This is a genomic window from Streptoalloteichus hindustanus (genome assembly GCF_900129375.1).
GTDB lineage: Bacteria > Actinomycetota > Actinomycetes > Mycobacteriales > Pseudonocardiaceae > Streptoalloteichus > Streptoalloteichus hindustanus.
This window is the reverse complement of the sequence record NZ_FQVN01000004.1, coordinates 539,675-564,105: the sequence shown is the minus strand read 5'-3', so window position 1 is coordinate 564,105 and position 24,431 is coordinate 539,675. Positions and strand designations below refer to the sequence as shown.

Sequence of the window (24,431 nt, the reverse complement as noted above, 5' to 3'; positions counted from 1 at the left end):
CGCGGGCGAACACACCGCCGTCCGCCACCACGCCTACCCTCGACCCCGACACGACGCGACGTGGTGGAGGTGGGGGCGGACGATGAACGGTGAGTCCACAGTGGACAGCGGTGGTCCGGGGGCGCGCCGGGTCCTCGGCTCCCGCGCCGTCGTCGAGGAGCGGCCGGCGACGGGCCCCGCCGACCCGGCGGGACCCGTGACCGCCCACCACCCCACGCCCACGCGAGCCCTGTTCGACTCGCTGGTCGGGCAGTGGGCCCTGTCCCGCACGATCTCCGGGTTCGGGGTCTTCGACGGCACCGCGCGGTTCCGGCCGATCCAGGCCGACGTCCTGCGCTACCGGGAGGAGGGTGAGCTGGTGACCGCGACGGGCGAGCGCGGCCCCGCCTACCGCGAGTACTTCTACCTGCTGCGGGGCGAGCGCATCCTGGTCTGCTTCACCGACACCGAACCCGGGGGTCGCGTCCTGCACGATCTGCTGCCGGCCGGCTCCGGGGCGGGGCCGTTGTCGGCCAGCGCGGTCCACCACTGCGGCCGCGACGTCTACACCGGCCACTACGACTTCCGCGCCCCGGACCGGTTCGACGTGCGGATCGAGGTGCGCGGCCCGGCCAAGGACTACACCATCCGCAGCACCTACCGGCGGGCCTGAACCCGGCACTCGGTCGGCGGCGTGTCGGCGCCGGGTCGGGGCCGCCCGCCGGCGGCCGGGGCTCAGCCTCGACCTCAGCCGAGGGTGCGCAGCTCGCCCTCCACCGGCACGTCCGGGCGGGCCGCGTTGGCCACCAGCACCAGGTCCCAGCCGCTGTCGCGGCGCCGCCACTGGCCGCCGGCCAACGGCAGGCGCGCCACGTTCGGGGCCGGTCCCCGCGTCCAGTCCAGCCGGCCCGCGACCGTCTCCAGGCAGGTGGCGGCCAACGTCCGGGCCACCGCGTCGCGGTCCCGGGGGTCGGCCGTGGCCGTCACCGCGTGCACCGCCACCTCCACCAGCGCGTGCGCCAAACCGAGTGGTTGCAGCCACGGCCGTCCGGTGACCTTCTCGTAGCCGCGCGCCAGCTCCTCGGCGCTGCGGCCGCCCAGCGAGGAGCGCGTGGCGCCCCGGGGTGTCCACGACACCACCGTGGCCACGCCGTCGACGTCGGCCTGGGCGGCCCCGAAGGGGTAGGTCAGCCACCGCGACGAGGTCAGCAGGCGCAGCCGCAGTCCCGCCTCCGTGGTGGCCGCCCAGAACCGCGCCAGGTCCTGCGGGGTGCCCGCCGAGGTGACCACGTCGGCCCCGCTGGCGGCGAGGGCGGCCACCTGCTCGGCGAAGTCGGCCCGCGCCTCCCGGTAGGCGCCCAGGTCCACCAGCTCGACGCCGGCCGCCCGCGCGGTGGCCACGAACCCGCCGCCGGCCGAGCGCAGCGCCCGGCCCTGCACGTCGTCGTTCCACAGGCAGCCCACCCGGCTCGCCCCGGCCATGCGCCACATCTCCGCGAAGGCCCGCGCGATGTCGTCCAGCCCCCAGGCGAAGTGGAACGCCCGGTCCGGGCCGCCGCTCTGCTCCCGGAAGACCTGCCAGGGCAGCATCGTCGACACGGACGGCACCCCCGCCCGGGCGCAGGCCCGGGCCACCGCCGGCACCGTGTGCGAGCCGGCCAGGGTGATGACGACGCCGACCTCGGCGCGCCGCGCCAACTCCTCGGCGGCGGCCACCGCCCCCTCGGAGGTGGAGCCGCTGTCGAGCACGGCCAACGCCACCGGGTGGTCCGGCCCCCACCGGGCGAGGAGATCGTTGATCACGAACAGCAGGGCCTCGCCGAGCGAGCGCAGCCGCCCGGTGCGGTGGACGACGACACCCACGGTGGGGACACCGGACGCGGCGGGGGAGGAGTCGAGGGTCACTGCACGGACTACGGCCCCGCACGCCACGGCCACGATCGCCCATCCGGCTGACCACGGGGCGCCGGCCGTTCGCCGGTGCGCGTTGACCCGTTCAGGGGCAGGGGCCGTGCGGACCGCTCACCGCGGGTCGGGCAGGTGGGTCACCACCTCGCCGATCACCTCGGCGTAGCGGCGGAACAGGCCCGGGGTGGGGTCGGCGGCCGGGTGGTCCCGCAGCCGGGCCCAGCAGCGGGCGACCAGCTCCCGGGCCCGGGCGCCCGGCCAGGGGCGGGGCAGCAGTTCGGGGGGCAGCAGCGGGTCGGGCTCCGTGGCGCGGGTGAACTCCGCCGCCAGCTCGATCGCGATCGTCAGGAGCTCCGCGCGGCCCACGCGGGCGGGCTCGGTCAGCCGGTCCAGCCAGCCGGCGGCCAGGTCGGCGAGCTGGTCGTGGGCGCGGGCGAGCTCGGGCAGCGGCCACAGCCGCGCCGCCAGCGCCCGAGGCTCGGCCACGTCGCCCACGCGCAGGTCGGTGGTGGTCAGGGTGGTGACGCGGTCGGCGACGTCGAGTCGGGCGGCCTCGGCGGCCACCAGCTCCTCCCACGGGTGGGCCGAGACGTAGACGCCGCCCTGCAGCAGCGCGCCGCCCAGCCCGACCACGGTGTCGCGCAGGGCGTCGCGCGCGGCCCTGGCCGACTCCGGGACGGCGAAGGTGACCAGGTGCCACACCCCGTCCCAGGGCGCCTCGCCCCGGTCCTGGGCGTACATCAGGCGCACGAACTCCACGTCCGGGTCCAGCGCGTGGCCGCTGGCCCCGGCGGCCCGCAGCACCGCGCCGCGGCCCCGGCCCTGCTGGACGAACCTGCCCTCGGCGACCAGGCGCTTGACGCACAGCCGCACCTGTTGGTCGCTCATCCCGAGGGCGGCGGCGACCGGGTAGAGCTCGGTCGCGGCCACGGTGCCGTCCTCGCGGACCATGGCCTCCACCAGCGTCCGGGTGGTCAGTTCCGTCCGCTCGGCCCGCCTGGTCGACATGTCACCACCTCCCCACAGCGACGCTAGCACGTTCGTTCTGGTTACGATCGTTCCGTGAATGAACGAAACGAGGGGTGCGCGGCCACCCCGCACCGGCCCCGCCGCCGCCGCCGCCGTCGTCGTCGGCGCCCGCTGCTGCTCGGTGCGCTGCTGACCCTGCTCGCCCTGGTCCTGACCGCCGGCGCGGTGGTGGTCGTCGGCAACAGCTACGACCTGCGCGAGGAGCAGGTCACCATCACCGGCGGCCCCCAGCCGCTGACCGGCGTGCTCGCCCTGCCCGCCACCGGCTCCGGCCCGCACGGCCTCGTGGTGTTCGTCCACGGCGACGGCCCCCTCGACGCCACCCACGAGACCTTCTACCGGCCGCTGTGGGAGGCCTTCGCCCAGGCCGGCTACGCCTCGCTGTCCTGGCACAAACCCGGGGTGGCCGGCGCGCCGGGCGACTGGCTGGACCAGAGCATGGACGACCGCGCCGCCGAGACCGTCGCCGCGATCACCTGGGCGCGGACGCGACCCGAGATCGACCCGCGCCGGATCGGGCTGTGGGGCGCCAGCCAGGCCGGCTGGGTCATGCCCAAGGTCGCGGTGCGCCTGCCCGAGCTCCGCTTCGTCATCGCGGTCTCCCCGGCCATCAACTGGCAGCGCCAGGGCCGCTACAACCTGCTCGCCGAGCTCGCCGACCAGCAGGCCCCGCCGGAGCGGGTCCGCGCCGAACTGGAGCGCAGCGAGACGACCCTGCGGCTGCTGCGCGAGGGCGCCTCCTTCGAGCAGTACCGGGCCGCGGTCGGCGACCCCCGGGAGATGACCGCCCAGCGGTGGCGGTTCGTGGCCAGGAACTTCACCGCCGACGCCTCGGCCGACCTGGCCGCGCTGCGCGTGCCGGTCCTGCTGGTCCTGCCCGGCCACGACCGCAACGTCGACGTCGCCGACACCGAGGCCGGCTACCGCCGGCTGCTCCGCGACCCCGCGACGCTCCAGGTCCGGCACTACCCCGACACCACCCACTCCCTGCTGCCCCGACAGGTCGAGTCCTGCCCGGTCCGGGCGTTCCTGCTCGCCGTCGCCGCGCCCCGCGCGCTCTACGCCGACGGGGTCCTGGATGACCAACGCCAGTACCTGCGCGACGTCCACTGACCCCCGCCGAGCCCACCGAGCGCGGAATTCGACACCGGAGAGGAGCCACCGTGCGCGTACTGGCACTGGGCGGAGCAGGCGCCGTGGGCGCGGCGGCGGCCCGCCTCGCCGCGGCACTGCCCGGCGTGCGGCGGATCGAGGTGGCCGACCGCGACCTGGCCGCCGCCCACCGACTGGCCGGCCAGATCAGGGCGAACGGAACCCCGGCCCAGGCCCGGCGGGTCGACATCGGCGATCCCACCGCCCTGCGCGCCGCGCTGACCGACGCCGACGTCGTCCTGAACACCGCCGGCCCCTTCTACCGGCACGGACCCACCGTGCTGCGCGCCGCCATCGACACCGGCACCCACTACCTGGACGTCTGCGACGACGGGGAACCCACCCTCGACATGCTCGACCTGGACGGCGCGGCCCGCGCGGCCGGCGTGCGGGCCGTGGTCGGCGTGGGCGCCAGCCCCGGCCTCAGCAACCTGCTGGCCGCCCGCGCCGTCCGGGACCTCGACGCCGTCCACGACCTCCACACCGCCTGGCCGGTCGACGTCCCCCGCGCGCCGGGCCGGGCGGCCGGGACACCACTCGGCCCGCCCGCCCGGCCCGGCGCCGCGCTGCTGCACTGGATGCACCAGATCAGCGGAGAGATCCCCGTCGTCGAGGACGGCGTAGGGCGGCGGCGACCCCCGCTGCGGCCGGTCACCCTGAGGCTGCCGGGTGGGCGCCGGGGCACCGCCTACACCGTCGGCCACCCGGAACCGCTCACCCTCGGCCGCAGCTACCGGCCCACCGGCCACGCCACGACGCTCATGGTCGTCACCCCGACCACCGCGGCCTACCTGGACGTGTTGCGCCGCGACCTCGACGCCGGTCGACTCACCCCCGCCACCGCGGCGGCCGCCCTGGCCGCGCCGTCGGCGCGCCGCATGGCGCGTTCCCTGCGCCGCCTGCACCGCTTCGCCGGACCCCGCTCGCTGCCCCCGTTCTTCGCCGTGGCCACCGGGACGCGGCGGGGCCGGCGTCGCACCGTGCTGGCGCACCTGCCCGGCGCCTCCGCGTTCCTGGCCCACGACATGGCCACGGCCACCGCCGTCCCCCTGGCGCTCGGCCTCGCCCAACTGCTCGACGGCATCCCCGCCGCGCCGGGGGTGCGCCCGCCCGAGACCGCCCTGGACGTCGACCGGTTCCTCACCGACCTGGCCCGTCACGTCCCCGGGCGCGGCGGGGTGGTGGTCGAACACCGCGACGGGTAGCGCCCCCCCGGCCGGGGGGGCGCCGTCAGGTCAGGCGGTGGGGCGGGGGAGCAGCGCCTCGGCCAGCTCCCGCCACCGGGGCATCGCCGAGGCTCCGGGCTCGATGCCGATCACCTGGACGCCCACGTGGTCGGCGCCGGCCGCCAGGTGCTGGCGCAGCCGGCCGACGATGGTGTCCAGCTCGCCCCAGACCACCAGGTCGTCGACCAGCCGGTCACTGCCCCGGCCGCCGTCGATGTCGGCCTCGGTGTAGCCCAGGCGCAGGAACTTGGCGACGTTGAACTCCGTGGTGAGGTGCAGGTGCAGGTGCTCGCGTGCGATCTCCCGCGCCCGGTGCGGGTCGGTCTCGAACAGCACCGCCTGCTCCACCCCGAGGAACGGGGCGGCGCCCAGCACCTCCCGCGCCCGCGCGGTGTGCCCGACCGTCACGTGGTAGGTGTGGGCGCCGACAGCCCGCTCGCGGGCCAGCTCCAGCATCTTGGGCCCGTAGGCGGCCAGCAGGCGGCGCACCGGTGACCGGGGCGCGGGGTTGGGGCTGGTGGTGGCGTCCATGGCGTCCAGGTACTCGCTCATCGCGCGCAGCGGCCGCGTTCCGGGGCGCCCGCCGCCGACACCGAGACCGAGCAGGTGCCGGTCGGGGTAGGCGTCGGCCAGCAGCAGCGCCGCCCCTTGGGTCCAGCGCGGCTCGCGGGCCCAGATCTGGGCGATCCCGTTGACGACGCTGAGGCGCTCGGTGCAGGACAGCAGGAACCCGGCGTGCGTCATCGCCTCCCGACCGAGCAGCTCCGGAACCCAGATCGCCGGCCAGCCCAGCTCCTCCAGCTCCTGGGCGGAGTCCCGCACCAGGCTCGCCGGCTGGTCCTCGAAGTCGAACGTCCAGACCCCGAACCGGCCCAGATCCCTGCCCGTGACCTCACCCATGCCCACTCCTGACCCGCGCGGGGCGGTCCGCCCGCCCTCGTAGATCGAAGTATCGCATAAAGTCGATATGATGTTGGGGGGTGGGTCGACACCCGACACCGAGAGACCGGGCCGAGAGGCAGCCGATGGCTACAGCGAACGCCCAAGCACCTCGACCAGCCAGGCGATGCGGTCCTCGTCGCGGCGGTAGTGCGTCCACTTGCCGACACGGGTGGAGCGGACCAGCCCGGCGCGCTGGAGCGCGGCCATGTAGGCCGAGACCGTCGACTGGGCCAGACCCGTCTTGGCCTGGATGTGGCTCACACACACCCCGACCTCCCGCGGATCGGCCAACGCCTCCTCCACGGGGAAGTGCCGCCCGGGCTCACGCAACCACCGCAACACCTGCAGCCGCACGGGGTTGGCGAGCGCCTTGAACACCTCCAGCAACTGCTCGTCGGCGTCGGCGGGGGATCGCGGGTCGTCGTGGGCCATCAGGCCGAGTCTAGGGTCCGCTCCGACGATTCGAGGAACCTCGATCCCCCCGCCCGCGCCCCGTGCGAGTGCCACCACCAGGGACGGCCACCACCGGGTCGCTGTCTTCGCCCACCAACACGTTTGCCGACCACGACCAGGACCGGCAAGCATGCGTGCCGTGCGACTCGCCACGGCGCGACCCGGCCTGGAACTGCGCTCCCTGCTGCCCACCGACGGCGCGACCTACGCCGCACTGATGGCGGCCAACACCGCCCACCTCACCCGACACGGCGACTACACCGACATCGTGACCGCCTCACCCGCCGACCACACCGCCACCCTCGCCGCCAGCGACCCCCGACACCACTTCGGCATCCACGAAGCCGGCCACCTGGTGGGCAGCGCGACCCTCGTACCCCGAGATCCACCCCGCTACGGGCTGGGCTACCTGCTGGCCGAACACGCCTGCGGCCGGGGCATCGCCACCCTCGCCGTGCACGCCCTGGCCCGACACGCACGCGACAACCTGGCCGCCACCGACCTGTTCGCCGGCGTCACCCACGGCAACCTCCCCAGCGTCGCCCTGCTCCGCCGGCTCGGCTTCCACCGCGTCGCGACCTTCCCCACCCACGACCGCTACCACCTCGACCTCGCGGCACTGCCCGACGTCACCGCCTGACCCCGGCCACAGTCCGTACCGGCCGCCGCCGCGCGACCGGGTCCACTTCCCCGCACCCGGCTGATGACCCGACACCCCCGGCGTGGCGGCCGACCACCACCCTCCGGACAGCCCGATACTGCGCGCCTGCCACTCGGGCCGCAGGAAAGGGAACAACGGTCATGCACGGCACCACCACGGGCAACGCGCCGACCAGCGCGGCCCGCCCACGGGCGCGACGACCCCGCCACCGCAACGGCACCCGCTTCGGCTACACCCTGTCCTTCACCGTGGGCGGCCTGGAGGGCGAGCTGATCGCCAACACCCACGAGGACGGAACCCTGCGGGAAATCTTCATCTACGTCGGCAAACACGGCTCGACCCTGGCCGGGCTGCTGGACAACCTCGCCGCCGCGGTGTCCATCGGCCTGCGCAACGGGGTACCGCTGGAACGCTACGTCGACGAGTTCGCCGGCGTCGGGTTCTCACCCGCCGGCATGACCGACGACCCCGACGTCCGACGAGCCAGCTCCGTCATGGACTACGTCATGCGCCGGCTCGCCCGCGACTTCCTGCGCCAACCCGTCATCGTCCACGACGCCACCGTCGGCTGACCGCGCGCGGGGGCGTCGCCGACCCGACGCCCCCACACCCCCCACGGAAAGCCGGGGGACAAGCCCACCACGCCGAGCGTGGCGACCCACACCACCCGCGGCCACACCAGCGGGGGAGCGCCAGAACCCGCCACCCCCCGCAACATCACCCACCACAACAAGAGCCGCGTGACTACCAGTCACACCCACGTCACACAGCCCGACACGCCCACCACTCGGCCCGCCACCAACCGGCCGCAGCCACACGGGCTCGACCCGGCCACCCCCGCCACGCGAACGCGCCAACGAAACCCGGCGAACCGCGGCGGACGGCGAACCACAGCACCCCAAGAGCAGCTCCACCCCAGGAAGAGGGCACTGCCGACCCCGCCACCACCCGCGTCCCGACCTCTTTCCCCGGCCCAGCCAGTACCCCCAGACACCCCAACAGCACTGGGCGTTTTCGTCGGCAGCCTGAAAGAAGTCGCAACCCCCCAAACCATGATCGCTAGATTCCCCGACGCTGCAGCTCCACCACGCACACAGCACCACCCGACGACCACATCCACCCACCGCCGGCACGTGACGGCCACCGGCGCGCACGCCGCGCCCCGCCCGACCCACAACCGGCGGCACCTGGGGAAACTGGGGAACCAAGTGAACATTCGGCGCTGGCGCGCCACAGCCCTCCCGCTGTTGGTCGCGCTGTTCATCCCACTACTGGCCACCCCCGGAGAAGGCGCACAGCCCGACCGGCGCTACACCATCCCGGGACTCCACCAACCGGTCAACCTCATCGTCGACCGCTGGGGAGTGCCCCACATCTACGCCCGCAACACCGACGACCTCTTCCTGGCCCAGGGCTTCAACGCCGCCCGCACCAGAACCTTCCAACTCGACCTGTGGCTGCGCCGCGGCCTCGGCCGCCTCGCCGAGGCCTTCGGCCCCGACTACGCCGACCAGGACCGCGCCACCCGCCTGTTCCTCTACCGCGGCGACATGAAGAAGGAGTGGGACAGCTACGGCCCCGGCGCCCGCGCCGCCGCCACCCGCTTCGCCGACGGCGTCAACGCCTACCTCTCCTGGCTGGAGGACAACCCCAAGTCCCTGCCCGAGGAGTTCCAGCGCCTCGGCCACCGGCCCGCCCGCTGGACCGCCGAGGACGTCGTCCGCATCCGCAGCCACGGCCTGAGCCGCAACGTCGACTCCGAGGTCGCGCGCGCCCACATGTCCTGCGCCGCCGACCCCCGCACCGACAAGATCCGCACCCGCCTCCAGCCCGACGTAGACCCCGTCGTCCCCGCCGGCCTCGACCCCTGCGCCATCCCCGACGACGTCCTCGACGTCTACGACCTCGCCTCCCAGTCCGTCGACTTCAGCGACACCACCAAGACCCTCCGCCGCACCAAGCGGCGGCTCCCCGCCCGCGAGGGCAGCAACAACTGGGTCATCGGCCCCAACAAGACCACCACCGGCCGACCCATCGTCGCCAACGACCCGCACCGGGCCCAGGCCGCGCCCTCCCTGCGCTACCTCGCCCACCTCTCCGCCCCCGGCATCGACGCCATCGGCGCCGGCGAACCCGCCGCCCCCGGCATCAGCCTCGGCCACAACGACAAGGTCGCCTTCGGCCTCACCATCGCCGGCATCGACCAGGAAGACCTCTACGTCTACGACCTCGACCCCGCCGACCCCACCCGCTACCGCTACGGCAACGGCTGGGAGAAGATCACCGAGCACACCGAGAAGATCACCGTCGCCGGCGAGAAACCCCGCGAGGTGACCCTCGCCTTCACCCGGCACGGCCCCGTCATCAAGACCGACCCCACCAACCACAAGGCCTACGCCCTGCGCACGGTCTGGCTCCAGCCCGGCACCTCGCCCTACTTCGGCAGCATCGCCAACCTCCGCAGCGACACCGCCAAGGAGTTCGACGCCAACCTGCGCCACTGGGGCACGCCGTCGCTCAACCACGTCTACGCCGACACCAAGGGCAACTTCGGCTGGACCCTGGCCGGCCTCGCGCCGCGCCGCCCCAACCACGACGGCCTGCTGCCCGTCCCCGGCGACGGACGCTACGAGTGGGACGGCTTCCACCCCAGCTCCGACCTGCCCCGCACCAGCAACCCGGCCTCCGGCATCATCGCCACGGCCAACAACTACACCCTGCCCGCGGACTACCCCGCCAAGGAGCGCAAGCTCGGCTTCGAGTGGGAGGGCCCGGCCCGCCACGACCGGATCGTGGAAGTCCTCACCGCCAAACCCAAGACCTCCGTCGAGGACTCCACCAAGCTGCAGAACGACCGGGTCTCGCTGGTGGCCCGCCGACTCACCGCCCTGCTCGCCCCGCTGACCAGCAAGGACCCCGCCACCAGCGCCGCACTCCAGATGCTGCGCGGCTGGAACGGCGACGAGCACACCAACTCCACCCAGGCCACCCTCTTCGAGATCTGGTTCTCCCGCCACCTCAGCTCGGCCTTCGCCAAGGCCGTCCTCCCCGCCGACGCCGCCGAGCTCGTCTCCTACCCCGACTACACCGTCATGCTGGAAGCCCTGGAGAACCCGAAGTCCTGGTTCGGGGACGACGCCGTCGCCAAGCGCGACCAACTCCTGCTCACCACGCTGGGCCAGGCCCACGCCGACGCCACCAAGCTCCTCGGCGCCGACACCAGCAAGTGGAAGTGGGGCGACCTCAACAAGATGACCTTCCGGCACCCCGCCTCGGCCCGCCTCAGCTCCGCCAAGCCGTCCTTCGACGTCGGCCCGCTCCCGCACGGCGGCTCGTGGTACACCGTCAACCTGTCCGACTACGACCCGGACAGCTTCGACGGCGGCGCCGGCGCCTCCGTCCGAGTCGTGATGGACGTCGGCAACTGGGACGCCGCCCAGGCCATCAACGCCCCCGGGCAGTCCGGCGACCACCGCGACCCCAACTACCGCGACCTCGCCCCCAAGTGGAACAAGGGCGAGTACTTCCCCCTGCTCTACACCCGCTCCGCGATCGAGAAGAACGCCCAGTACCGCATCCAACTGAACCCCAAGAAGTGACCTGACACCAACAAAGTGGGGCCCCGGGCGGCGTCGCGCCCGGGGCCCCACCGTCGTCACACCACCGTCAAACCAGGGGAGAGGACCACACCCCCACCACGGTCACCACGCCGCCTCCCGCGTGAGGTCAGGACACCGCCACACCAGCCCCACCCCGACGACACGGACGATGATCACGCACATACGCCGCGGCGGCGAGCCCAGCACACACCTGCGCACCCACCAGAGAACGCACAGGAGAAGCCGGCGGCACCTCCCGCTCCAACCGAACCGCCTCCGCCTCGAACTCCGCGGCCACCTCAGCCCGAGCCCCGACCAACCCCGCCACCGCCGCACCAGCCGGCCGATCAGCCAACTCGACGTCCAACATGCGCACGAACATCCCCCGCACACGCTGCACCACCCCACGCAGGAACACGACACGGTGCCACTCCGCGACAGTGGCCACCTCGTCCCCATCCACCAGCGCCGCCAGAGCATCCCGTTGCTGCGCCGCCAGAAACCCGTACATCTCCAGGCTGTGCCGCACCGCCCGACGCAGACGCGTGTCCCGCCGCAACACCGGCTCGAACCCCGCGAACCGCTCAGCCAACACCGCCGAAGCACCCAACACCTCGACACACGCGGCGAGCACCTCCGCCCGCGTCACCGACGACAAGGACAGATCACCACTGCGCGGATCGTCGAACGGCGCCACCTCCGACAACAGGCAGAACGTCCCGAACCGCCGCAGATAGTCACTGATGAGACCACCGTGCCCGGCCAGCAGGGGAGCCGACGCCGGGTCCGCGACCCCACTCTCCGCCAGGAGGTCATACACACCCGTCATGCTCGGCAACGGCCCGATCCCCGGCGCGAACACCGAGTCACCCGGATTCGGCCCGGGCAACGGCGACAGATGCAGACCGAACCAGGACGGCAACTCCTGCAGCAACGAGTACAACGGCGCACACCGCTCACTGACGTAGTAGAAGGTCCCCCCGATCTCGGCGTTGTGCAGCGGATAGCAGAAGTCCGGCTCGGCCTCGTCGATCACCGCCATCAACGCCCGCGTCTCCGCCGGCGGACGGTCGAACACCAGACCCCGGTAGCTGATCGGGAAGTTCAGATCAGCCTCCTCCTCCATCGCCTCCCGGAAGAAGTGCCGGTGGTAGCTGGTCAACGTGATCGGCGGCGAGAGCCACCCCTCGTTCAACCGCAGCCCGTCGGGATCAGCCACCTTCACGAAGTGCCACGTGAAGTCCAACTCCGCCCGCAGCGACACGTCCTCGCACAGCCGCCGCGCCAGGTACTCGATCGTCAACGTGCCCACCGGCTCGTTCGAGTTGGGCACCCCGTACACCACCGCCGAGCGCGCCCCGTCGCCGACCGTGAGGCACTCGATGTCATCACCCGCGCTCGACCGCCCGACGGTCCGTAACCGGACCACGTCCGGGAACTCGGCGGCGAGCTCCCGACTCGACGCGGACAACTCGTCGAGCGAGGGATAACCGGAGTAGTCGGGAACGTCCGCGGCGATCGCACGAAGATCCATCAGAACTGCCCTCCCAGGCGTGGGGACGTGGCCCGGCCCCGCATCGCCCGGTCGCGGATCACCGCGACGGCCTCTCCGCACAGGCACCCGCGGCGCCCCAGATCGAATCGGACACTACGTTGCGTTTCGCACACCGTCAATTGATCTTGAGCTATTTCCGCCCCCGTAGAGCGGCTTTCGCGTAAATCGTTGCAATGACAGTGAACGTGGATGCAACGCCCAGGACCAAACCAGGGGAGAGGCGCGCACGACGGGAGACCGTCAGGCGGAAGAAACCTCCACCACCGGCTCCGACAGCAGGCAGAACTCGTTGCCCTCCGGATCGGCCAGGACAACCCAGTCCACATCGGACGGCTGGCCCACGTCGACCCGACGCGCTCCCAGCGCGAGCAGCCGATCGAGCTCGTCCGACGTCGACAGCCCATCGGCCCGCAGATCCAGGTGCAGGCGGTTCTTGACCGCCTTCGCCTCGGGCACGGCGTAGATGCCGATCGTCGGCCACGACGCCTCGGCGCCGCCGATGGTGAGGCCGTAGTGCTCCCGTTCGATGATGCTCCAGCCGAGCACCGCACACCAGAAATCGGCTACGGCCTCGGGGTTCACGGCACTGATCACGATCGTGGCTAGTCGGCTCGACATGGGGGCATTGTGGCGTCCCGGCCAGCACGTGGTCGACGGAAATTCCACCAGCGATCGGCGCCGCCAGCCGGCGCGGCAGGAAGGGAACTCGCGCACCGGCGGCACCACCTCGCACTCGGGGTCGCGGGTGGTGCCCCGGTGCCGTGACCGGGTCGCGGTCACGGCACCGGGCTCGCGGTCACTGGGGTTGGAAGGAGCGGATCTGGTAGCTGCCCTGGAGGTTGCCGCCCGCCAGGGACGGTGTCGAACCCACCCTGTTGTTGTAGTTGGTGCTGGTGTAGTACTGGACACGGTGGTTGGTGTTGTTCCACACCGAGCGGACTTTCTTACCCCGGCGGATGAACGAACAGTCGTCGGCGGTGTTGGCCACCTTCTTCTGCCTCCATTGGCAGCGAGTGCCGCCGCCGTCGTAATCGCTGTAGATGCAGAAGTAGCCGGCCGCGCAATTGAAGGCGCGTGGTGAGACGTCCGGCGACGCGGCGGCGTGGGCCGGAACGGTCAGGGACGCGGCGGCCAGGACAGCGGCGGCGGCCAGCGCTTTCGTGATGAACATGGGCGAATCCTCTGCTCGTTGACAGAATACGGACGTGTCTTCCGGTCTCCCGGACGACGACAACAGCCGTTGGGCATTGACCTGCCCGTGCCGATCCGGGTGAGTGCGTGTCAGTGGTGACTTCCGTACACGTTCACGATCCGTTCACGCGGTTCGTGCCCCATCGACCTTGTCGTTCACATCGGCGTCCGGCAACAGGGGCGGCATCTCCCGGACTGTCCGCACCTGTCCGGCCTGGAGCGGACGCCGTCCGGCCCCGCGTCCGGCCATTCCGGACGAGGTCCGACCGACGCCGGACGGCACTCGGACGGATGACGCGGCGCCGCAGCGGGCTGCGGCAGGGTTGACGACGTGAACGACAGCGGCGGAACTGTCTCACCACAGAATGTGCGCACTGCCGCAGACCTGGTGGAGTCGATGCGGCAGCTCAGGAAACAATCCGGGCTGAGTTATCGGGAACTGGAGAAACGTGCCGCCGCACGCGGCGACGTGTTGGCGCGCAGCAGTATCGCGGACGTGTTAAGCGGAAAAAGGCTTCCCCGCGCCGAATTGCTGACCGCGTTCGTGCTGGCCTGCGGGGACGACCGGGTGGAACCGTGGTTGCACGCCCTCGACAGGGCCGGCGCGCAAGAGACGTCCACGGACGCCTCTCCTGAACCACCTGCCCCTGGCCGAAAAATCCGCGCGTGGCACGTGCTGCTGATGTCGGCCGTGATCGTGATGGCGCTGGTCGCCGTGATCCGGTCGACCCTGTCGGGGAACGACACCGTCGACGGTCCGACGACGTCGACGGGCGCGGTCCGGCCGAGTCTTCCCACCGGCTGGATCCGTCTCCGCCCGATCACGGCCCCCCATCTGTGCCTGACCGACGGCCGGGTACGCGACGGACGCCACACCCCCCTGGTGGCTGTGCAACGCCCCTGTAACCGGGTGGCTCCCCAGCTCACCCGGTTGGAACCGGTGGGTGGCGACCTGTACCGGATCCAGTGGCACCACCCCGACCACGGCGTCGGTTGTCTGAAAGCCCTTTCGGAAGGACCCGGTGTCGGGCTGCTGGAACCCTGGGACGCGTGCGCGGAGAGCAGTCATTTCCACGTCGAGCCCTCCGGTGAACCGGCCGGGAACACCTACGTCCTGCGGGTCGAGGGACAGGGGTGCGTCGGCATCGCTGGCTCGGACACCACAGAGGGCGTCGAGGCCGTCGTGAGCCGCTGCCTCGGCAAAGGCGGACAGGTGTTCATCATCGAACCGCTACCTTGAGGCATTTGGCACGGTGGCAGGGGAGGGACGGTAGCCGCCGCAGTCGCGGCCGTCGTGTGCGTCGTCCGGATCGGTCACTGACATCTGGCGCGCGCCGTCACTGACAGTTCGCGTGCGCACGCGTTGACATGTTGCGGTGCGCCCAGCTCAAGCGCTGACAGTTCTGCTGCGCGTCACAGGCCACTGGTCAACTTCGCTGCGCCCTGCAACAGCCCGGACTAGGAAGGTGAGGGTGGGTGGGTGGGGAGCGGTCCAACCGGCTTACTTAACATAATGTACATTATCGGCAATGCGGTGACCTGCGGGAATGGTTCGAACGGGGTCTCTGTGGCAGTTGCTCCCGATCGCCGGTCCATGTGAGTCGCCGCGGCCCGCTGTCTGTGTGCGCTCGTCCGCCGTGATCAGCGCGGAGCCGACGGCCGAGGCCTGCCTGGCGCACGGCAGGCGGTCAGCCAGCAGACGAAGCGCGGCCGTGGCAGCTCGAAGGCGGCGCAGGGCTGGCCCGGGAACCGCACCCCTCGGGCAGGCTGGGTGGCTTCGGCGGTCCAGCGGCACCACCGATAAAACGTCACCGTGACGTAATGGCGTGGGCTCCCGTGGGTCTGGCGTGACAGGTCCGAGCAAGACGGTCTTGCGCCCTGGAAGCCCGTGACCGGCCTCTCGGTTCCATTCGCAGGCCGCCGTGTCCAGCACGTACGAGGCCGACCGGCGCAGCGCGAATCAGGCCGGCGCACCCAACGGAGTTGATCATGAGCGGAGCTGTCGCTGCCGAGCCGCGGTCAGCGCGACGACAACGTCAACGAAGTCGGGAACGGAGCCGAGAGTGGGCGCGGTCCCCCAGCGGAAGCGGAGCCGCCTCCACTCATGTTTCATGCATAATCCCAATTATGCATGAAACAGGAAGGTGAGAGTCCGGCACTGTTTCAGGCCGCCGTTCAGCGTTGTCGTGCGCGTCGCGGCGTACCCGTAGCTGCCGGGGCGCACAAGCACTGGACGAGTGATCAACGAGCGTTCTCCCTCGCCTCTCGCCCCTCCCCGGCGCCCTGGCTAGGCCGGAATCCCCGCGCTCTCCCGCTCCGGGGCCGTGAGGCGGGCGGCGTGGGCGAGGCGGCGGTAGGAGTCGAGCATCTCGGCGCGGTCGAAGGTGCTCATGGTGATCAGGAACTCGTCGACGCCACCCCGGGTGGCGAGGGTGTCCAGGGTGGCGATGACCTCGTCCTCGGTGCCGTGGACCTGGCCGGCCACGGCCTCCTCGAACAGGGCGCGCTCGCGGTCGCTCATGTCCAGCGCGAGGACGTCGTCGGCGGGCTGGAGGGGTGGGAACACGCCGTGGGTCCGGGAGTGGGCGGTGGACCAGGCCTCGGGGGCGAGCAGTCGGCGGGCCTGCTCGCGGGTCTCCCCCACCGCGACGGTGACGGCGGCGATGACCTCGGGGCGGGGTGACCAGGTCGAGGGTTGGAAGCGGGCGCGGTAGCGCTCGGCGACCTCGATCCAGCGGTCGCCGCCGAAGACCGCCAGGACCAGGGGAAGTCCGAGGTCGGCCGCGTGGTCGGCGGCGGCGCCGGTGGCCAGGACGAAGGGCGGGACGCGGAGTCCTTCGGCGGGGTGGGCGTGGACGCCGGGATAGCGGTCCTGGTCGCCGGTGAAGTAGCCGAGGAGTTCGGTGAGGTGGGTGTCGAACTGCTCGGCGTCGGCCTTGTCGGCGCCGAGGGCGCGGCGGATGCCGTTGGTGAAGCCGACGGAGCGGCCCAGGCCCATGTCGATGCGGTCGGGGTGGAGCGCGGCGAGGACGCCGAACTGCTCGGCCACGACGAGGGGGCGGTGGTTGGGCAGCATCACTCCCCCGGTGCCGACGCGGATGCGGGAGGTGGCGGCGGCGACGGCGGCGGCCAGGACGGTGGGCGCGGATCCGGCGACGCCGGGGACGCTGTGGTGCTCGGAGACCCAGAAGCGGTGGTAGCCGAGGGCTTCGGCGTGTTGGGCGAAGCGGACGGTGTCGCGCAGGCTCTGGGCTTCGCTCTGTCCCTGGCGGGTGAGGGAGCGGTCGAGGATGGAGAACCGGGTGGGGAGCACGTCAATGTCAACGCCCGGTTGGAGTGGTGATTCCCGGGTGGGTGTGGTGAGGGGTGCCACGCGGGGTGGCTGGTCGTGGGTGGGTTGGGTTGGTGGTTACTGGGCGGTGCCTTGGAGGAGCCAGCGGTCGATGGGGACTTCGAGGAGGACGCGGGGTCCGAACGGTTCGACTTCGGTCGCGGGGTCCCAGCCGTCGTACTTGGTGGAGATCGCGGCCAGGACGTCGTTCGGGAGTGTGTGGTGGTGGACGCGGGCTCGTCCTTCGGCGACGCAGGGGTTGTCGCCGTCTTCGAGTGCGAGGCTGACTCTGGGGTCGTGGGTGATGTTGCGGACCTTGAGGTTCCGGGCGCCGCTGCTGATCCAGAAGGTGTTGTCGCGGTGGACGAACCAGACGGGTGTGACGTGGGGTGATCCGTCCTTGCGGAGTGTGCAGAGCCAGATGTTGCGTTCTCGCTGGAGTCGGTTTGTCAGGGTGGGTTCTGGGGTCTGCATGTCGACAGCTTGCCGAAGTGTCTCGGGGTGTTGGTGTGCTGTTCGGGTCTGTGTTGGACGGTCGTGGGTGGTCGCTGGGTTGGCGCAGTGTCGGGGTGCTGTGGTGGGTTCGGGGTGACGGCCGGTAGTGGGGCCTCTCCCCCGGGCTGGGGTGTGGATGGTTCGGGGGTGGGACGTAGGCTTGGCGGACGTGACCGCTGCGCAGCTGATTTCCTTTGCCCGTGGTGCCCCGTCGTTGGACATTGTCGATGTGGATGGTCTGAAGGCGGCGGCTGTTCGCGCCTTCGAGGCTGATCCGGTGGGTGTCACCGCCTATGGTCCGTCCGCTGGCTATGCGCCGTTGCGGGAGTGGGTGGCGGAGAAGCACGGTGTGGCCGCTGATCAGGTGTTGGTGACGAACGGGTCGTTGCAGGCTGACGCGTTCCTGTTCGAGCACCTGGTGTCGGCGGGTGACCACGTGGTGGTCGAGAAGCCGACGTATGACCGGACGTTGCAGAACCTGCGCGCGATGGGCGCGGTGGTGCACCCGGTGACGGTGCGGGATGACGGCATCGACGTGGCGGAGCTGCGGGCGTTGTTGGAGTCGGGGGTGCGGCCGAGGTTGGCGCACGTCATCCCGAACTTCCAGAACCCGGCCGGGGTGACGTTGTCGCTGGAGAAGCGGCGGGTGTTGCTGGAGCTGGCCGGGGAGTTCGGGTTCACGATCTTCGAGGACGACCCGTACGTGGACATCCGGTTCCGGGGTGAGCCGGTGCCGTCGATGTTGGAGCTGGACGCGGGTGCGGGTCGGGTGGTGCACGCGTCGAGCTTCACGAAGACGGTGTGCCCGGGTGTTCGGGTCGGTTATCTGGTGGGTGCGGCGTCGTTGATCGGTGCGATCGCGGCGAAGGCGACGAGCCTGTACATCTCGCCGGGGATGGTGTCGCAGGCGGTGGTGCACCAGTTCTGCGTGTCGGGGGCGTTGGACGCTTCGATCAAGACGGTGCGGACGGCGTTGGCGGAGCGGGCGTCGGTGTTGGCGGGGTCGTTGCGGCGGCATCTGCCGGAGGCTCGGTTCACGGAGCCGGATGGTGGCTACTTCCTGTGGGTGGAGTTGCCGGAGGACGTGGATGCCGCGGCGTTGGTGCCGGTGGCGGCCGAGCGTGGGGTGGCTGTGGTGAAGGGCGGTGACTTCCTGGTGGAGGGGGGTCGCAGCGCGCTGCGGTTGGCGTTCTCGGCGGTGACGGTGGAGCAGATCGACGAGGGTGTGCGTCGGTTGGCGGAGGCGGTGTCGGTGGTGCGGGCCGCCGGCTGAGGTTCTGTTTTCCGGGTTGTGTGGGCGCCCCCGGTGGTGCGTGCGTGGGCACGTGTCGCCGGGGGCGTCGTGCATGATCGGGTGTGGTGGTCGGTTGGTTGTGCTGGGGGTGGCGTGGTGCGGTTGGTGGAGGCTGAGGAGGCGTTCTTCGTGGCGCGCCGGCCGCGGAAGGATTCGCCGCACACGACGGCGGCGTATCGGCGGGATGTGGCGGGTGTGCGGGCGCGGTTGGCGGAGGTGTTGGGTCGTGCTGGTGAGGAGTTGTTGCTGTCGGAGGTGACGGCGGAGGCGTTGCGGCGGGCGTTCGGGTTGTTCGCGGACACGCATGCGCGGAGTTCGGTGTCGCGGGCGTGGTCGACGTGGAACCAGTTGTTGACGTTCTGCGTGGTGGAGGGGTGGATTCCGGGGAATCCGATGGGGGCGGTGGCGCGGCCGAGGACGCCGGAGCACTCCCCCAAGCCGTTGCGGGGTGAGGACACGCCGGAGCGGTTGTTGGAGGCGGTGGCCTCGGGTGGGCGGCGGGCGCGTGATCCGTGGCCGGAGCGGGATTTGTTGGTGTTGGCGTTGGGGTTGTTGTGCGGGTTGCGCTCCAGCGAGATGTTGGCGTTGACGGTGGGGTGTGTGGTGGGGCGGCCCGGGGAGAAGCGGCTGCACGTGCGGGGGAAGGGGAGTCGGGATCGGTCGGTGCCGATCGAGCCGGCGATGGAGCGGGTGGTGGAGGCGTATCTGGTGTCGCGGCGGCGGCGGTTTCCGGGGGATCGGGTGGGTGGGTCGTCGCCGTTGTTGGTGGATCGGTCGGGTGCGGCGATGGGGCGGGGTGCGTTGCAGTACCTGGTGACGTCGTGTTACCGGTGGGCGGGGTTGCACGATCGGGTGCCGGCGGGGGCGAGTTTGCACGCGTTGCGGCACACGTTCGCGACGCGGTTGGCGGAGGACGGGGCGCACGCGGCGGAGATCATGCGGTTGTTGGGGCATGCGTCGTTGGCGTCGAGTCAGCACTACATCGAGTCGACGAGTCGGGAGCGTCGGTTGGCGGCGGCGGCGAACCGGACGTACCGGAAGTTGGGTGAGGTGGCGTTCGGCGGGGATTAGGGTGTGCCTCTTCGGGCTGGTGGGTGCGGTGACCGGGGCTGGCGCGGGGGCCGGTGGTTGTCGTCGTCGGCCGTCATCGGGGTCGTGGGCCGGGGTGTCTGGTGCGGGTGGTGGTGGGTCGTCATCGTCTGACTGGTTTTCGGGTGCAGGGTGTTCACAGTCCTGCGGTTCAGCGTGAGTTCGTGCGTCCCTGGCGGGGTCGTTCGCTGTCGTTGTGGGAGTCGCGGGAGGACGCCGAGCGCGCTGCCGGGTTGTGGAACACGGTTCGGGCCGAGCAGGCGGGTGTGCGTCAGCAGCGTCGTCGTGATCTCGTTGTTGTCCTGGGTGGGCTTGCCGGGCTGTACGCGTGGGTTGGGTTGCGGTATGCGGTTCCGAGGTTGGCCGTCGAGTTGTTCGGTAGTCCGCCGGATCTGACCGGCGTTGTGGGCGCTGTGCTGCGTGATCGGCGTGAGGTCGAGGTGGTCGGTGCTGTTCTGGTCCTGTTGGGCGTGGTGGTCGAGGATCTCGGGCCGGAAGCCGCTGATGAGGTTTACCGCGATCACCTGCGCTGGGGGGACGTGGTGACTGCCGCGGCCGCCGCACGTGACGTGCTGGCGCGTCCTTTCGAGGGTGTCGGGGGCTGAGGGCGCGGTCCGCGCTGGAGGGGTCGCCCGCGGGTGTGGGGTGAACCCGGTGTCGGGGTGAGGACGCCGGGGTTGTCGGTGTCGTGACGCAGAATGCCTGGTCGTGCAGGTGGTGGTGGCGCCGCGCCCGGACGGGGGTGGCCGGTTGCGGCCGGTGGGCGTGGACGGGGAGCCGCTGGGGCCGGTGGAGGAGGTCGACGACCTCGCCGGGCGGGTGGCGGAGTGGGAGCGGGTGGCGGGTCCGCGGTGGGTGTGGCCGGCCACGGCCGAGGTGTACCCGGAGTTGTTGCGGGCCGGGGTGCGGGTGCGGCGGTGTCACGACCTGGGGTTGGCCGAGGGGCTGTTGTTGGGGTGGGCCGGGCGGCACGGTGAGCCGCGCTGGTGGGGTGCGGCGTGGGCGCGGTCGCGGGGTGGGCCGGTGCCGGCGGATCCGCCGGCACCGCGGCGGGAAGAGTCGCAGCCGGCGTTGTTCGAGCCGGTGGCGGCGGGGACGCCGGATGTGGACCCGGTGGACGCGATGACGGCGGTGTGGGTGGACCAGGCGCGTCGGGTGGCGGGGGTCGATCGGCCGGAGTTGATGCGGTTGTTGGTGGCCGCGGAGTCGGCGGGGTCGTTGGCGGCGGCGGAGATGTCGCATCACGGGTTGCCGTGGCGGGTGGATGTGCACGACGCGTTGTTGACGGAGTTGTTGGGGCCGCGGCCGGCGGTGGGGGCGCGGCCGGGGCGGTTGGTGGAGTTGGCCGACCGGATCGGGGCGGCGTTCGGGGGGCGGGCGGTGAACCCGGACTCGCCGGCGGAGGTGGTGCGGGCCTTCGCCCATGACGGGGTGGCGGTGCCGTCGACGCGGTCGTGGGTGTTGCGGGGGGTGGATCACCCGGCGGTGGAGCCGTTGCTGCGTTACAAGGAGCTGTCCCGGTTGTTCTCGGCGCACGGGTGGTCGTGGCTGGAGTCGTGGGTGCGGGGTGGGCGGTTCCGGCCGGAGTACGTGGTGGGTGGGGTGGTGTCGGGGCGCTGGGCGAGCCGGGGTGGGGCGGCGTTGCAGTTGCCGAGGGTGGTGCGTCGGGCGGTGGTGGCCGATCCGGGGTGGGTGTTGGTGGTGGCGGACGCGGCGCAGGTGGAGCCGCGGGTGTTGGCGGCGTTGTCGGGTGATCGGCGGTTCGCGGAGGTCGCTGGGGAGGGTGACCTGTACGCGGGGGTGGCCGCGGAGGTCTTCGGTGGGGATCGGCAGCGGGCGAAGGTGGCGTTGTTGTCGGCGATGTACGGGGGTACCTCGGGTGGGGCGGGGCCGTTGCTGGCGGTGTTGCGGCAGCGGTTCCCGGAGGCGGTCGAGTTCGTGGAGGCGGCGGCGCGGGCGGGTGAGGAGGGGCGGATGGTGCGGTCGCGGTTGGGGCGTACCTCTCCCCCGCCGTCGGCGGGGTGGCGGGCGGTGGTCGAGCAGGGCGCGGATCCGGGGGCCGGGGAGGTCGAGGAGCGGCAGGCGCGGCGGGTGGCGCGGGGTTGGGGGCGGTTCACGCGGAACTTCGTGGTGCAGGCGAGCGCGGCGGAGTGGGCGTTGGTGTTGGTGGCGGTGTTGCGGGGGCGGTTGGCGCCGTGGGCGGGGTCGGCGGAGTTGGTGTTCTTCCAGCACGACGAGGTGGTGTTGCACTGTCGGCGGGAGGTCGCTGACCGGGTGCGGGAGGAGGTGCGGGCGGCCGGGGTGGAGGCGACGCGGTGGGTGTTCGGGGCGACGCCGGTGCGGTTTCCGCTGGGGGTGTCGGTGGTGGACTGCTACGTCGACGCCAAGTAGGCCCCGGGCGCGAGGAGGCTCGACGTCGAGTAGCTCCGAGGCGAGGTGGGCCCAGCCATCACGGGGGTGGCGTCGGGGGTCAGGGGTCGCGGTGGGCGCCGGGGGTGTGTCCGAAGGCGCGGCGGAAGACGTGGATGAACGCGCTGGCCGAGGACCAGCCGCAGGCGTGGGCGACGGTGGTGACCGGGGTGTGCTCGGCGAGCAGGGCCAGGGCGTGGTGGAGGCGGAGTTGGGTGCGCCACTGGGGGAAGGTCATGCCCAGGTCGGAGCGGAACAGGCGGGCGAGGGTGCGGTCGCTGGCGCCGACCTGTCGGCCCCAGGCGGCGAGGGTGCGGTTGTCGGCGGGGTCGGCGTGCAGTTGGGCGCACAGCGCGCGGAGTCGGGGGTCGGTGGGGGCGGGCAGGTGCGCGAGTTGCCGGGGTGAGGCGCGGAGCTGGTCGAGCAGGACGGCCCGCAGGCGTTGTCGGGCGGGGCTGTGGTCGTGGGGGTCGCGGGTGTAGGCGAGGATCAGTTCGCGCAGCAGGGGGCGCACGGTCAGGACGGTGGGGGTGTCCAGGCCGAGGGGGTTGTCGGTGGCGGGCAGGCCGACGAAGTGGAGTTCCAGGTCGCCGTGGGCCTGGTGGGCGTGCACGGTGCCGGCGGGGACCCAGATGGCGTGGGTGGTGGGGGCGATCCAGGTGCCGGCGTCGGTGGTGATGGCCAGGACGCCGCGGGCGGCGTAGACGATCTGGTGGTCGTCGTGGTGGTGCGCGTCGATGACGGCGCCGGGTGCGAGCCACTGGGCGCGGGTGGGCGCGACCGGTTCGTGGCGGGTTTTCGTCATTGGATGGCAGCTTAGCGAAAGCACGACGGGTGCCTGAGCGGCGAGCATGGCCGGGTGTCGAGAAACAGAACGGTCGTCCTGCTGTCGGTGGGGCATGCCTGTGTGGACGTCTACCAGGGCGCGGTGGCCGCGCTGGTCCCGCTCTTCGTCGCCGAGCGCGCCTACACCTATGCCGCGGTGTCGGGGATCGTGTTGGCGGCGTCGCTGCTGTCGTCGGTGGCGCAGCCGGTGTTCGGGGCGTTGACCGATCGGTGGGCGATGCCCTGGTTGTTGCCGGTGAGCACGTTGCTGGGCGGGGTGGGGATCGCGGCCAGCGGGGTCGCGGGATCGTACGCGTGGACGCTGGTGTTCGTGGCGGTCTCCGGGATCGGGGTGGCGGCCTACCACCCGGAGTCCGCGCGGGCGGCGCGGGTGGCCAGCCGGGGCAGTCACCAGGCGATGGGTTGGTTCTCCCTGGGCGGCAACATCGGGTTCGCCGCCGCGCCGGTCGTGGTGGCCGGGGTGGGTGCCCTGGGTGGTGTGCGGTTCTCGCCGGTGCTGGTGCTGCCGGCCCTGGTGGGCAGCGTGTTGTGCCTGCCGGTGCTGCGGGCGCTGACAGGACGGGCGCAGGGAGGTTCCCGTGCCGGCGCCTCGGCGGGGGTCGACGACTGGCGCTCGTTCATCAGGTTGACGCTGGGGGTGGTGTGCCGGTCGATCGTCTTCATCGGGTTGAGCACGTTCATCGCGCTCTACGCCCAGCAGCGCACCGGGGCGGGTCCGGTGGGCGGCACGGTCGCGTTGTTCGTGCTCTACCTGGGTGGAGCGGTGGGCACCGTGGTGGGCGGGCACCTGGCCAGCCGCTGGGACCGGGTCACCGTGGTGCGCTGGTCCTACCTGCTCACGGTGGTCACCGTCGCCGGGATCGTGGTCGTGCCCGGCCCGGTGTTCTACCTGTTCGTGGCGTTGACCTCGGCCGGCCTCTACGTCCCGTTCTCGTTGCAGGTCACCCTCGGCCAGGACTACCTGCCCAGCCGGGTAGGCACGGCCAGCGGCATCACGTTGGGGTTGGCGGTGAGCGTGGGTGGGCTGGCCAGCCCGGTGATCGGGAGTGTGGCCGACGCGTTCTCGCTGCAGGCGGCCCTGGCCCCGTTGGTCGTGTTGCCGGCGCTGGGGTGGCTGCTGTTCCGGACCCTGCCCGAGCCGGCCGCGCCCCGGGTCGCGGCGCCGTCGGAGGCCGCCCCCGCCCGCTGACGCCGAGGTGGGCCAGGTCGAGTGCGTGTCGGGCGCGACAGTCAAGCCCGACACGCACTCGTGTGGGTGACGCGAGCGTGCGG

At 72.0% G+C, this 24,431-nt stretch carries 22 protein-coding genes; 12 read left to right on the top strand and 10 right to left on the bottom strand.

From position 1 onward, the window contains the following. The first annotated feature begins 82 nt into the window (after positions 1-82). On the top strand, positions 83-652 hold the full coding sequence (locus BUE43_RS15430) for a DUF6314 family protein (RefSeq protein ID WP_073483597.1): 570 nt from the start codon (positions 83-85) through the stop codon (positions 650-652). 74 nt (positions 653-726) lie between these two features. On the opposite strand, the gene BUE43_RS15425 is transcribed toward BUE43_RS15430, so the two are convergent. Beyond that, positions 727-1,884 (bottom strand): ABC transporter substrate-binding protein, encoded by a 1,158-nt coding sequence (locus BUE43_RS15425; protein ID WP_200797524.1) that lies wholly within the window; start codon positions 1,882-1,884, stop codon positions 727-729. A gap of 117 nt (positions 1,885-2,001) precedes the next feature. Continuing rightward, on the bottom strand, positions 2,002-2,895 hold the full coding sequence (locus BUE43_RS15420; protein WP_073483595.1) for a PaaX family transcriptional regulator C-terminal domain-containing protein: 894 nt from the start codon (positions 2,893-2,895) through the stop codon (positions 2,002-2,004). Positions 2,896-2,949: 54 nt separating this feature from the next. Between BUE43_RS15420 and BUE43_RS15415 the strand changes: the two genes are divergently transcribed. Further along, complete coding sequence (locus BUE43_RS15415; protein ID WP_234995738.1) at positions 2,950-4,029, top strand: alpha/beta hydrolase family protein; 1,080 nt, start codon at positions 2,950-2,952, stop codon at positions 4,027-4,029. 50 nt (positions 4,030-4,079) lie between these two features. Next, the gene (locus BUE43_RS15410) at positions 4,080-5,273 is read left to right on the top strand and encodes a saccharopine dehydrogenase family protein (protein ID WP_073483593.1); all 1,194 of its coding nucleotides are present in this window, start codon (positions 4,080-4,082) and stop codon (positions 5,271-5,273) included. Positions 5,274-5,303: 30 nt separating this feature from the next. Here the strand turns inward: BUE43_RS15410 and BUE43_RS15405 are convergent, their stop codons facing one another. Both BUE43_RS15405 and BUE43_RS15400 read right to left on the bottom strand, forming a co-directional pair. Beyond that, positions 5,304-6,194: a TIGR03620 family F420-dependent LLM class oxidoreductase gene (locus BUE43_RS15405; protein ID WP_073483591.1), complete on the bottom strand. Its 891-nt coding sequence runs from the start codon at positions 6,192-6,194 to the stop codon at positions 5,304-5,306. Positions 6,195-6,323: 129 nt separating this feature from the next. Then, on the bottom strand, positions 6,324-6,668 hold the full coding sequence (locus BUE43_RS15400; protein ID WP_073483589.1) for an ArsR/SmtB family transcription factor: 345 nt from the start codon (positions 6,666-6,668) through the stop codon (positions 6,324-6,326). 151 nt (positions 6,669-6,819) lie between these two features. On the opposite strand from BUE43_RS15400, the gene BUE43_RS15395 reads away from it, so the two are divergent. The 3 genes from BUE43_RS15395 (at position 6,820) to BUE43_RS15385 (ending at position 10,949) form a co-directional block, all read left to right on the top strand. After that, positions 6,820-7,329, top strand: a complete 510-nt coding sequence (locus BUE43_RS15395; RefSeq protein ID WP_073483587.1) for a GNAT family N-acetyltransferase — start codon at positions 6,820-6,822, stop codon at positions 7,327-7,329. Positions 7,330-7,490: 161 nt separating this feature from the next. Further along, positions 7,491-7,922: a TSCPD domain-containing protein gene (locus BUE43_RS15390; RefSeq protein ID WP_073483585.1), complete on the top strand. Its 432-nt coding sequence runs from the start codon at positions 7,491-7,493 to the stop codon at positions 7,920-7,922. A 636-nt stretch (positions 7,923-8,558) separates the two neighbouring features. Next, positions 8,559-10,949, top strand: a complete 2,391-nt coding sequence (locus BUE43_RS15385; RefSeq protein WP_073483931.1) for a penicillin acylase family protein — start codon at positions 8,559-8,561, stop codon at positions 10,947-10,949. A 127-nt stretch (positions 10,950-11,076) separates the two neighbouring features. Here the strand turns inward: BUE43_RS15385 and BUE43_RS35605 are convergent, their stop codons facing one another. The 3 genes from BUE43_RS35605 to BUE43_RS15370 all read right to left on the bottom strand — a co-directional run bounded on the left by BUE43_RS35605 (position 11,077) and on the right by BUE43_RS15370 (position 13,675). Then, positions 11,077-12,483 carry a M14 family zinc carboxypeptidase gene (locus tag BUE43_RS35605; RefSeq protein WP_073483582.1) on the bottom strand — a complete coding sequence of 469 codons (1,407 nt, stop codon included), beginning with the start codon at positions 12,481-12,483 and terminating at the stop codon, positions 11,077-11,079. A gap of 261 nt (positions 12,484-12,744) precedes the next feature. Further along, positions 12,745-13,284 (bottom strand): VOC family protein, encoded by a 540-nt coding sequence (locus BUE43_RS15375; protein WP_234995737.1) that lies wholly within the window; start codon positions 13,282-13,284, stop codon positions 12,745-12,747. A 16-nt stretch (positions 13,285-13,300) separates the two neighbouring features. Beyond that, positions 13,301-13,675: a peptidase inhibitor family I36 protein gene (locus BUE43_RS15370; RefSeq protein WP_073483578.1), complete on the bottom strand. Its 375-nt coding sequence runs from the start codon at positions 13,673-13,675 to the stop codon at positions 13,301-13,303. A 351-nt stretch (positions 13,676-14,026) separates the two neighbouring features. On the opposite strand from BUE43_RS15370, the gene BUE43_RS15365 reads away from it, so the two are divergent. Then, positions 14,027-14,935 (top strand): helix-turn-helix domain-containing protein, encoded by a 909-nt coding sequence (locus BUE43_RS15365; RefSeq protein ID WP_234995736.1) that lies wholly within the window; start codon positions 14,027-14,029, stop codon positions 14,933-14,935. Between the two features lie 1,047 nt (positions 14,936-15,982). On the opposite strand, the gene BUE43_RS15360 is transcribed toward BUE43_RS15365, so the two are convergent. Together BUE43_RS15360 and BUE43_RS15355 are read right to left on the bottom strand one after the other, a co-directional pair. Continuing rightward, positions 15,983-17,008, bottom strand: coding sequence for an MsnO8 family LLM class oxidoreductase (locus tag BUE43_RS15360; protein ID WP_073483576.1), 1,026 nt, complete (start codon positions 17,006-17,008; stop codon positions 15,983-15,985). Positions 17,009-17,104: 96 nt separating this feature from the next. Beyond that, the gene (locus BUE43_RS15355) at positions 17,105-17,500 is read right to left on the bottom strand and encodes a pyridoxamine 5'-phosphate oxidase family protein (RefSeq protein WP_073483574.1); all 396 of its coding nucleotides are present in this window, start codon (positions 17,498-17,500) and stop codon (positions 17,105-17,107) included. A gap of 157 nt (positions 17,501-17,657) precedes the next feature. Here BUE43_RS15355 and BUE43_RS15350 point away from each other — a divergent pair, with 157 nt between their 5' ends. The 4 genes from BUE43_RS15350 (at position 17,658) to BUE43_RS15335 (ending at position 22,295) form a co-directional block, all read left to right on the top strand. Next, complete coding sequence (locus BUE43_RS15350; RefSeq protein ID WP_268844427.1) at positions 17,658-18,794, top strand: aminotransferase-like domain-containing protein; 1,137 nt, start codon at positions 17,658-17,660, stop codon at positions 18,792-18,794. A 114-nt stretch (positions 18,795-18,908) separates the two neighbouring features. Further along, on the top strand, positions 18,909-19,886 hold the full coding sequence (locus BUE43_RS15345) for a tyrosine-type recombinase/integrase (protein WP_073483571.1): 978 nt from the start codon (positions 18,909-18,911) through the stop codon (positions 19,884-19,886). Positions 19,887-19,987: 101 nt separating this feature from the next. Continuing rightward, entirely contained in the window at positions 19,988-20,509 is a 522-nt protein-coding gene (locus BUE43_RS15340) for an SCO4402 family protein (RefSeq protein ID WP_143174176.1), read from the top strand. Positions 20,510-20,612: 103 nt separating this feature from the next. Continuing rightward, entirely contained in the window at positions 20,613-22,295 is a 1,683-nt protein-coding gene (locus BUE43_RS15335) for a bifunctional 3'-5' exonuclease/DNA polymerase (RefSeq protein ID WP_200797523.1), read from the top strand. A gap of 79 nt (positions 22,296-22,374) precedes the next feature. Here the strand turns inward: BUE43_RS15335 and BUE43_RS15330 are convergent, their stop codons facing one another. Next, positions 22,375-23,118: an AraC family transcriptional regulator gene (locus BUE43_RS15330; protein ID WP_073483567.1), complete on the bottom strand. Its 744-nt coding sequence runs from the start codon at positions 23,116-23,118 to the stop codon at positions 22,375-22,377. A gap of 54 nt (positions 23,119-23,172) precedes the next feature. On the opposite strand from BUE43_RS15330, the gene BUE43_RS15325 reads away from it, so the two are divergent. Beyond that, entirely contained in the window at positions 23,173-24,348 is a 1,176-nt protein-coding gene (locus tag BUE43_RS15325; protein WP_073483565.1) for an MFS transporter, read from the top strand. Positions 24,349-24,431: the final 83 nt, after the last annotated feature.

Coding starts and splice junctions, on each gene's coding strand:
- BUE43_RS15430 (WP_073483597.1), top strand. CDS start 83: ATGAACGGTGAGTCCACAGTGGACAGCGGTGGTCCGGGGGCGCGCCGG.
- BUE43_RS15420 (WP_073483595.1), bottom strand. CDS start 2,895: ATGTCGACCAGGCGGGCCGAGCGGACGGAACTGACCACCCGGACGCTG.
- BUE43_RS15405 (WP_073483591.1), bottom strand. CDS start 6,194: ATGGGTGAGGTCACGGGCAGGGATCTGGGCCGGTTCGGGGTCTGGACG.
- BUE43_RS15400 (WP_073483589.1), bottom strand. CDS start 6,668: ATGGCCCACGACGACCCGCGATCCCCCGCCGACGCCGACGAGCAGTTG.
- BUE43_RS15395 (WP_073483587.1), top strand. CDS start 6,820: ATGCGTGCCGTGCGACTCGCCACGGCGCGACCCGGCCTGGAACTGCGC.
- BUE43_RS15390 (WP_073483585.1), top strand. CDS start 7,491: ATGCACGGCACCACCACGGGCAACGCGCCGACCAGCGCGGCCCGCCCA.
- BUE43_RS35605 (WP_073483582.1), bottom strand. CDS start 12,483: ATGGATCTTCGTGCGATCGCCGCGGACGTTCCCGACTACTCCGGTTAT.
- BUE43_RS15370 (WP_073483578.1), bottom strand. CDS start 13,675: ATGTTCATCACGAAAGCGCTGGCCGCCGCCGCTGTCCTGGCCGCCGCG.
- BUE43_RS15355 (WP_073483574.1), bottom strand. CDS start 17,500: ATGCAGACCCCAGAACCCACCCTGACAAACCGACTCCAGCGAGAACGC.
- BUE43_RS15350 (WP_268844427.1), top strand. CDS start 17,658: ATGGTTCGGGGGTGGGACGTAGGCTTGGCGGACGTGACCGCTGCGCAG.
- BUE43_RS15330 (WP_073483567.1), bottom strand. CDS start 23,118: ATGACGAAAACCCGCCACGAACCGGTCGCGCCCACCCGCGCCCAGTGG.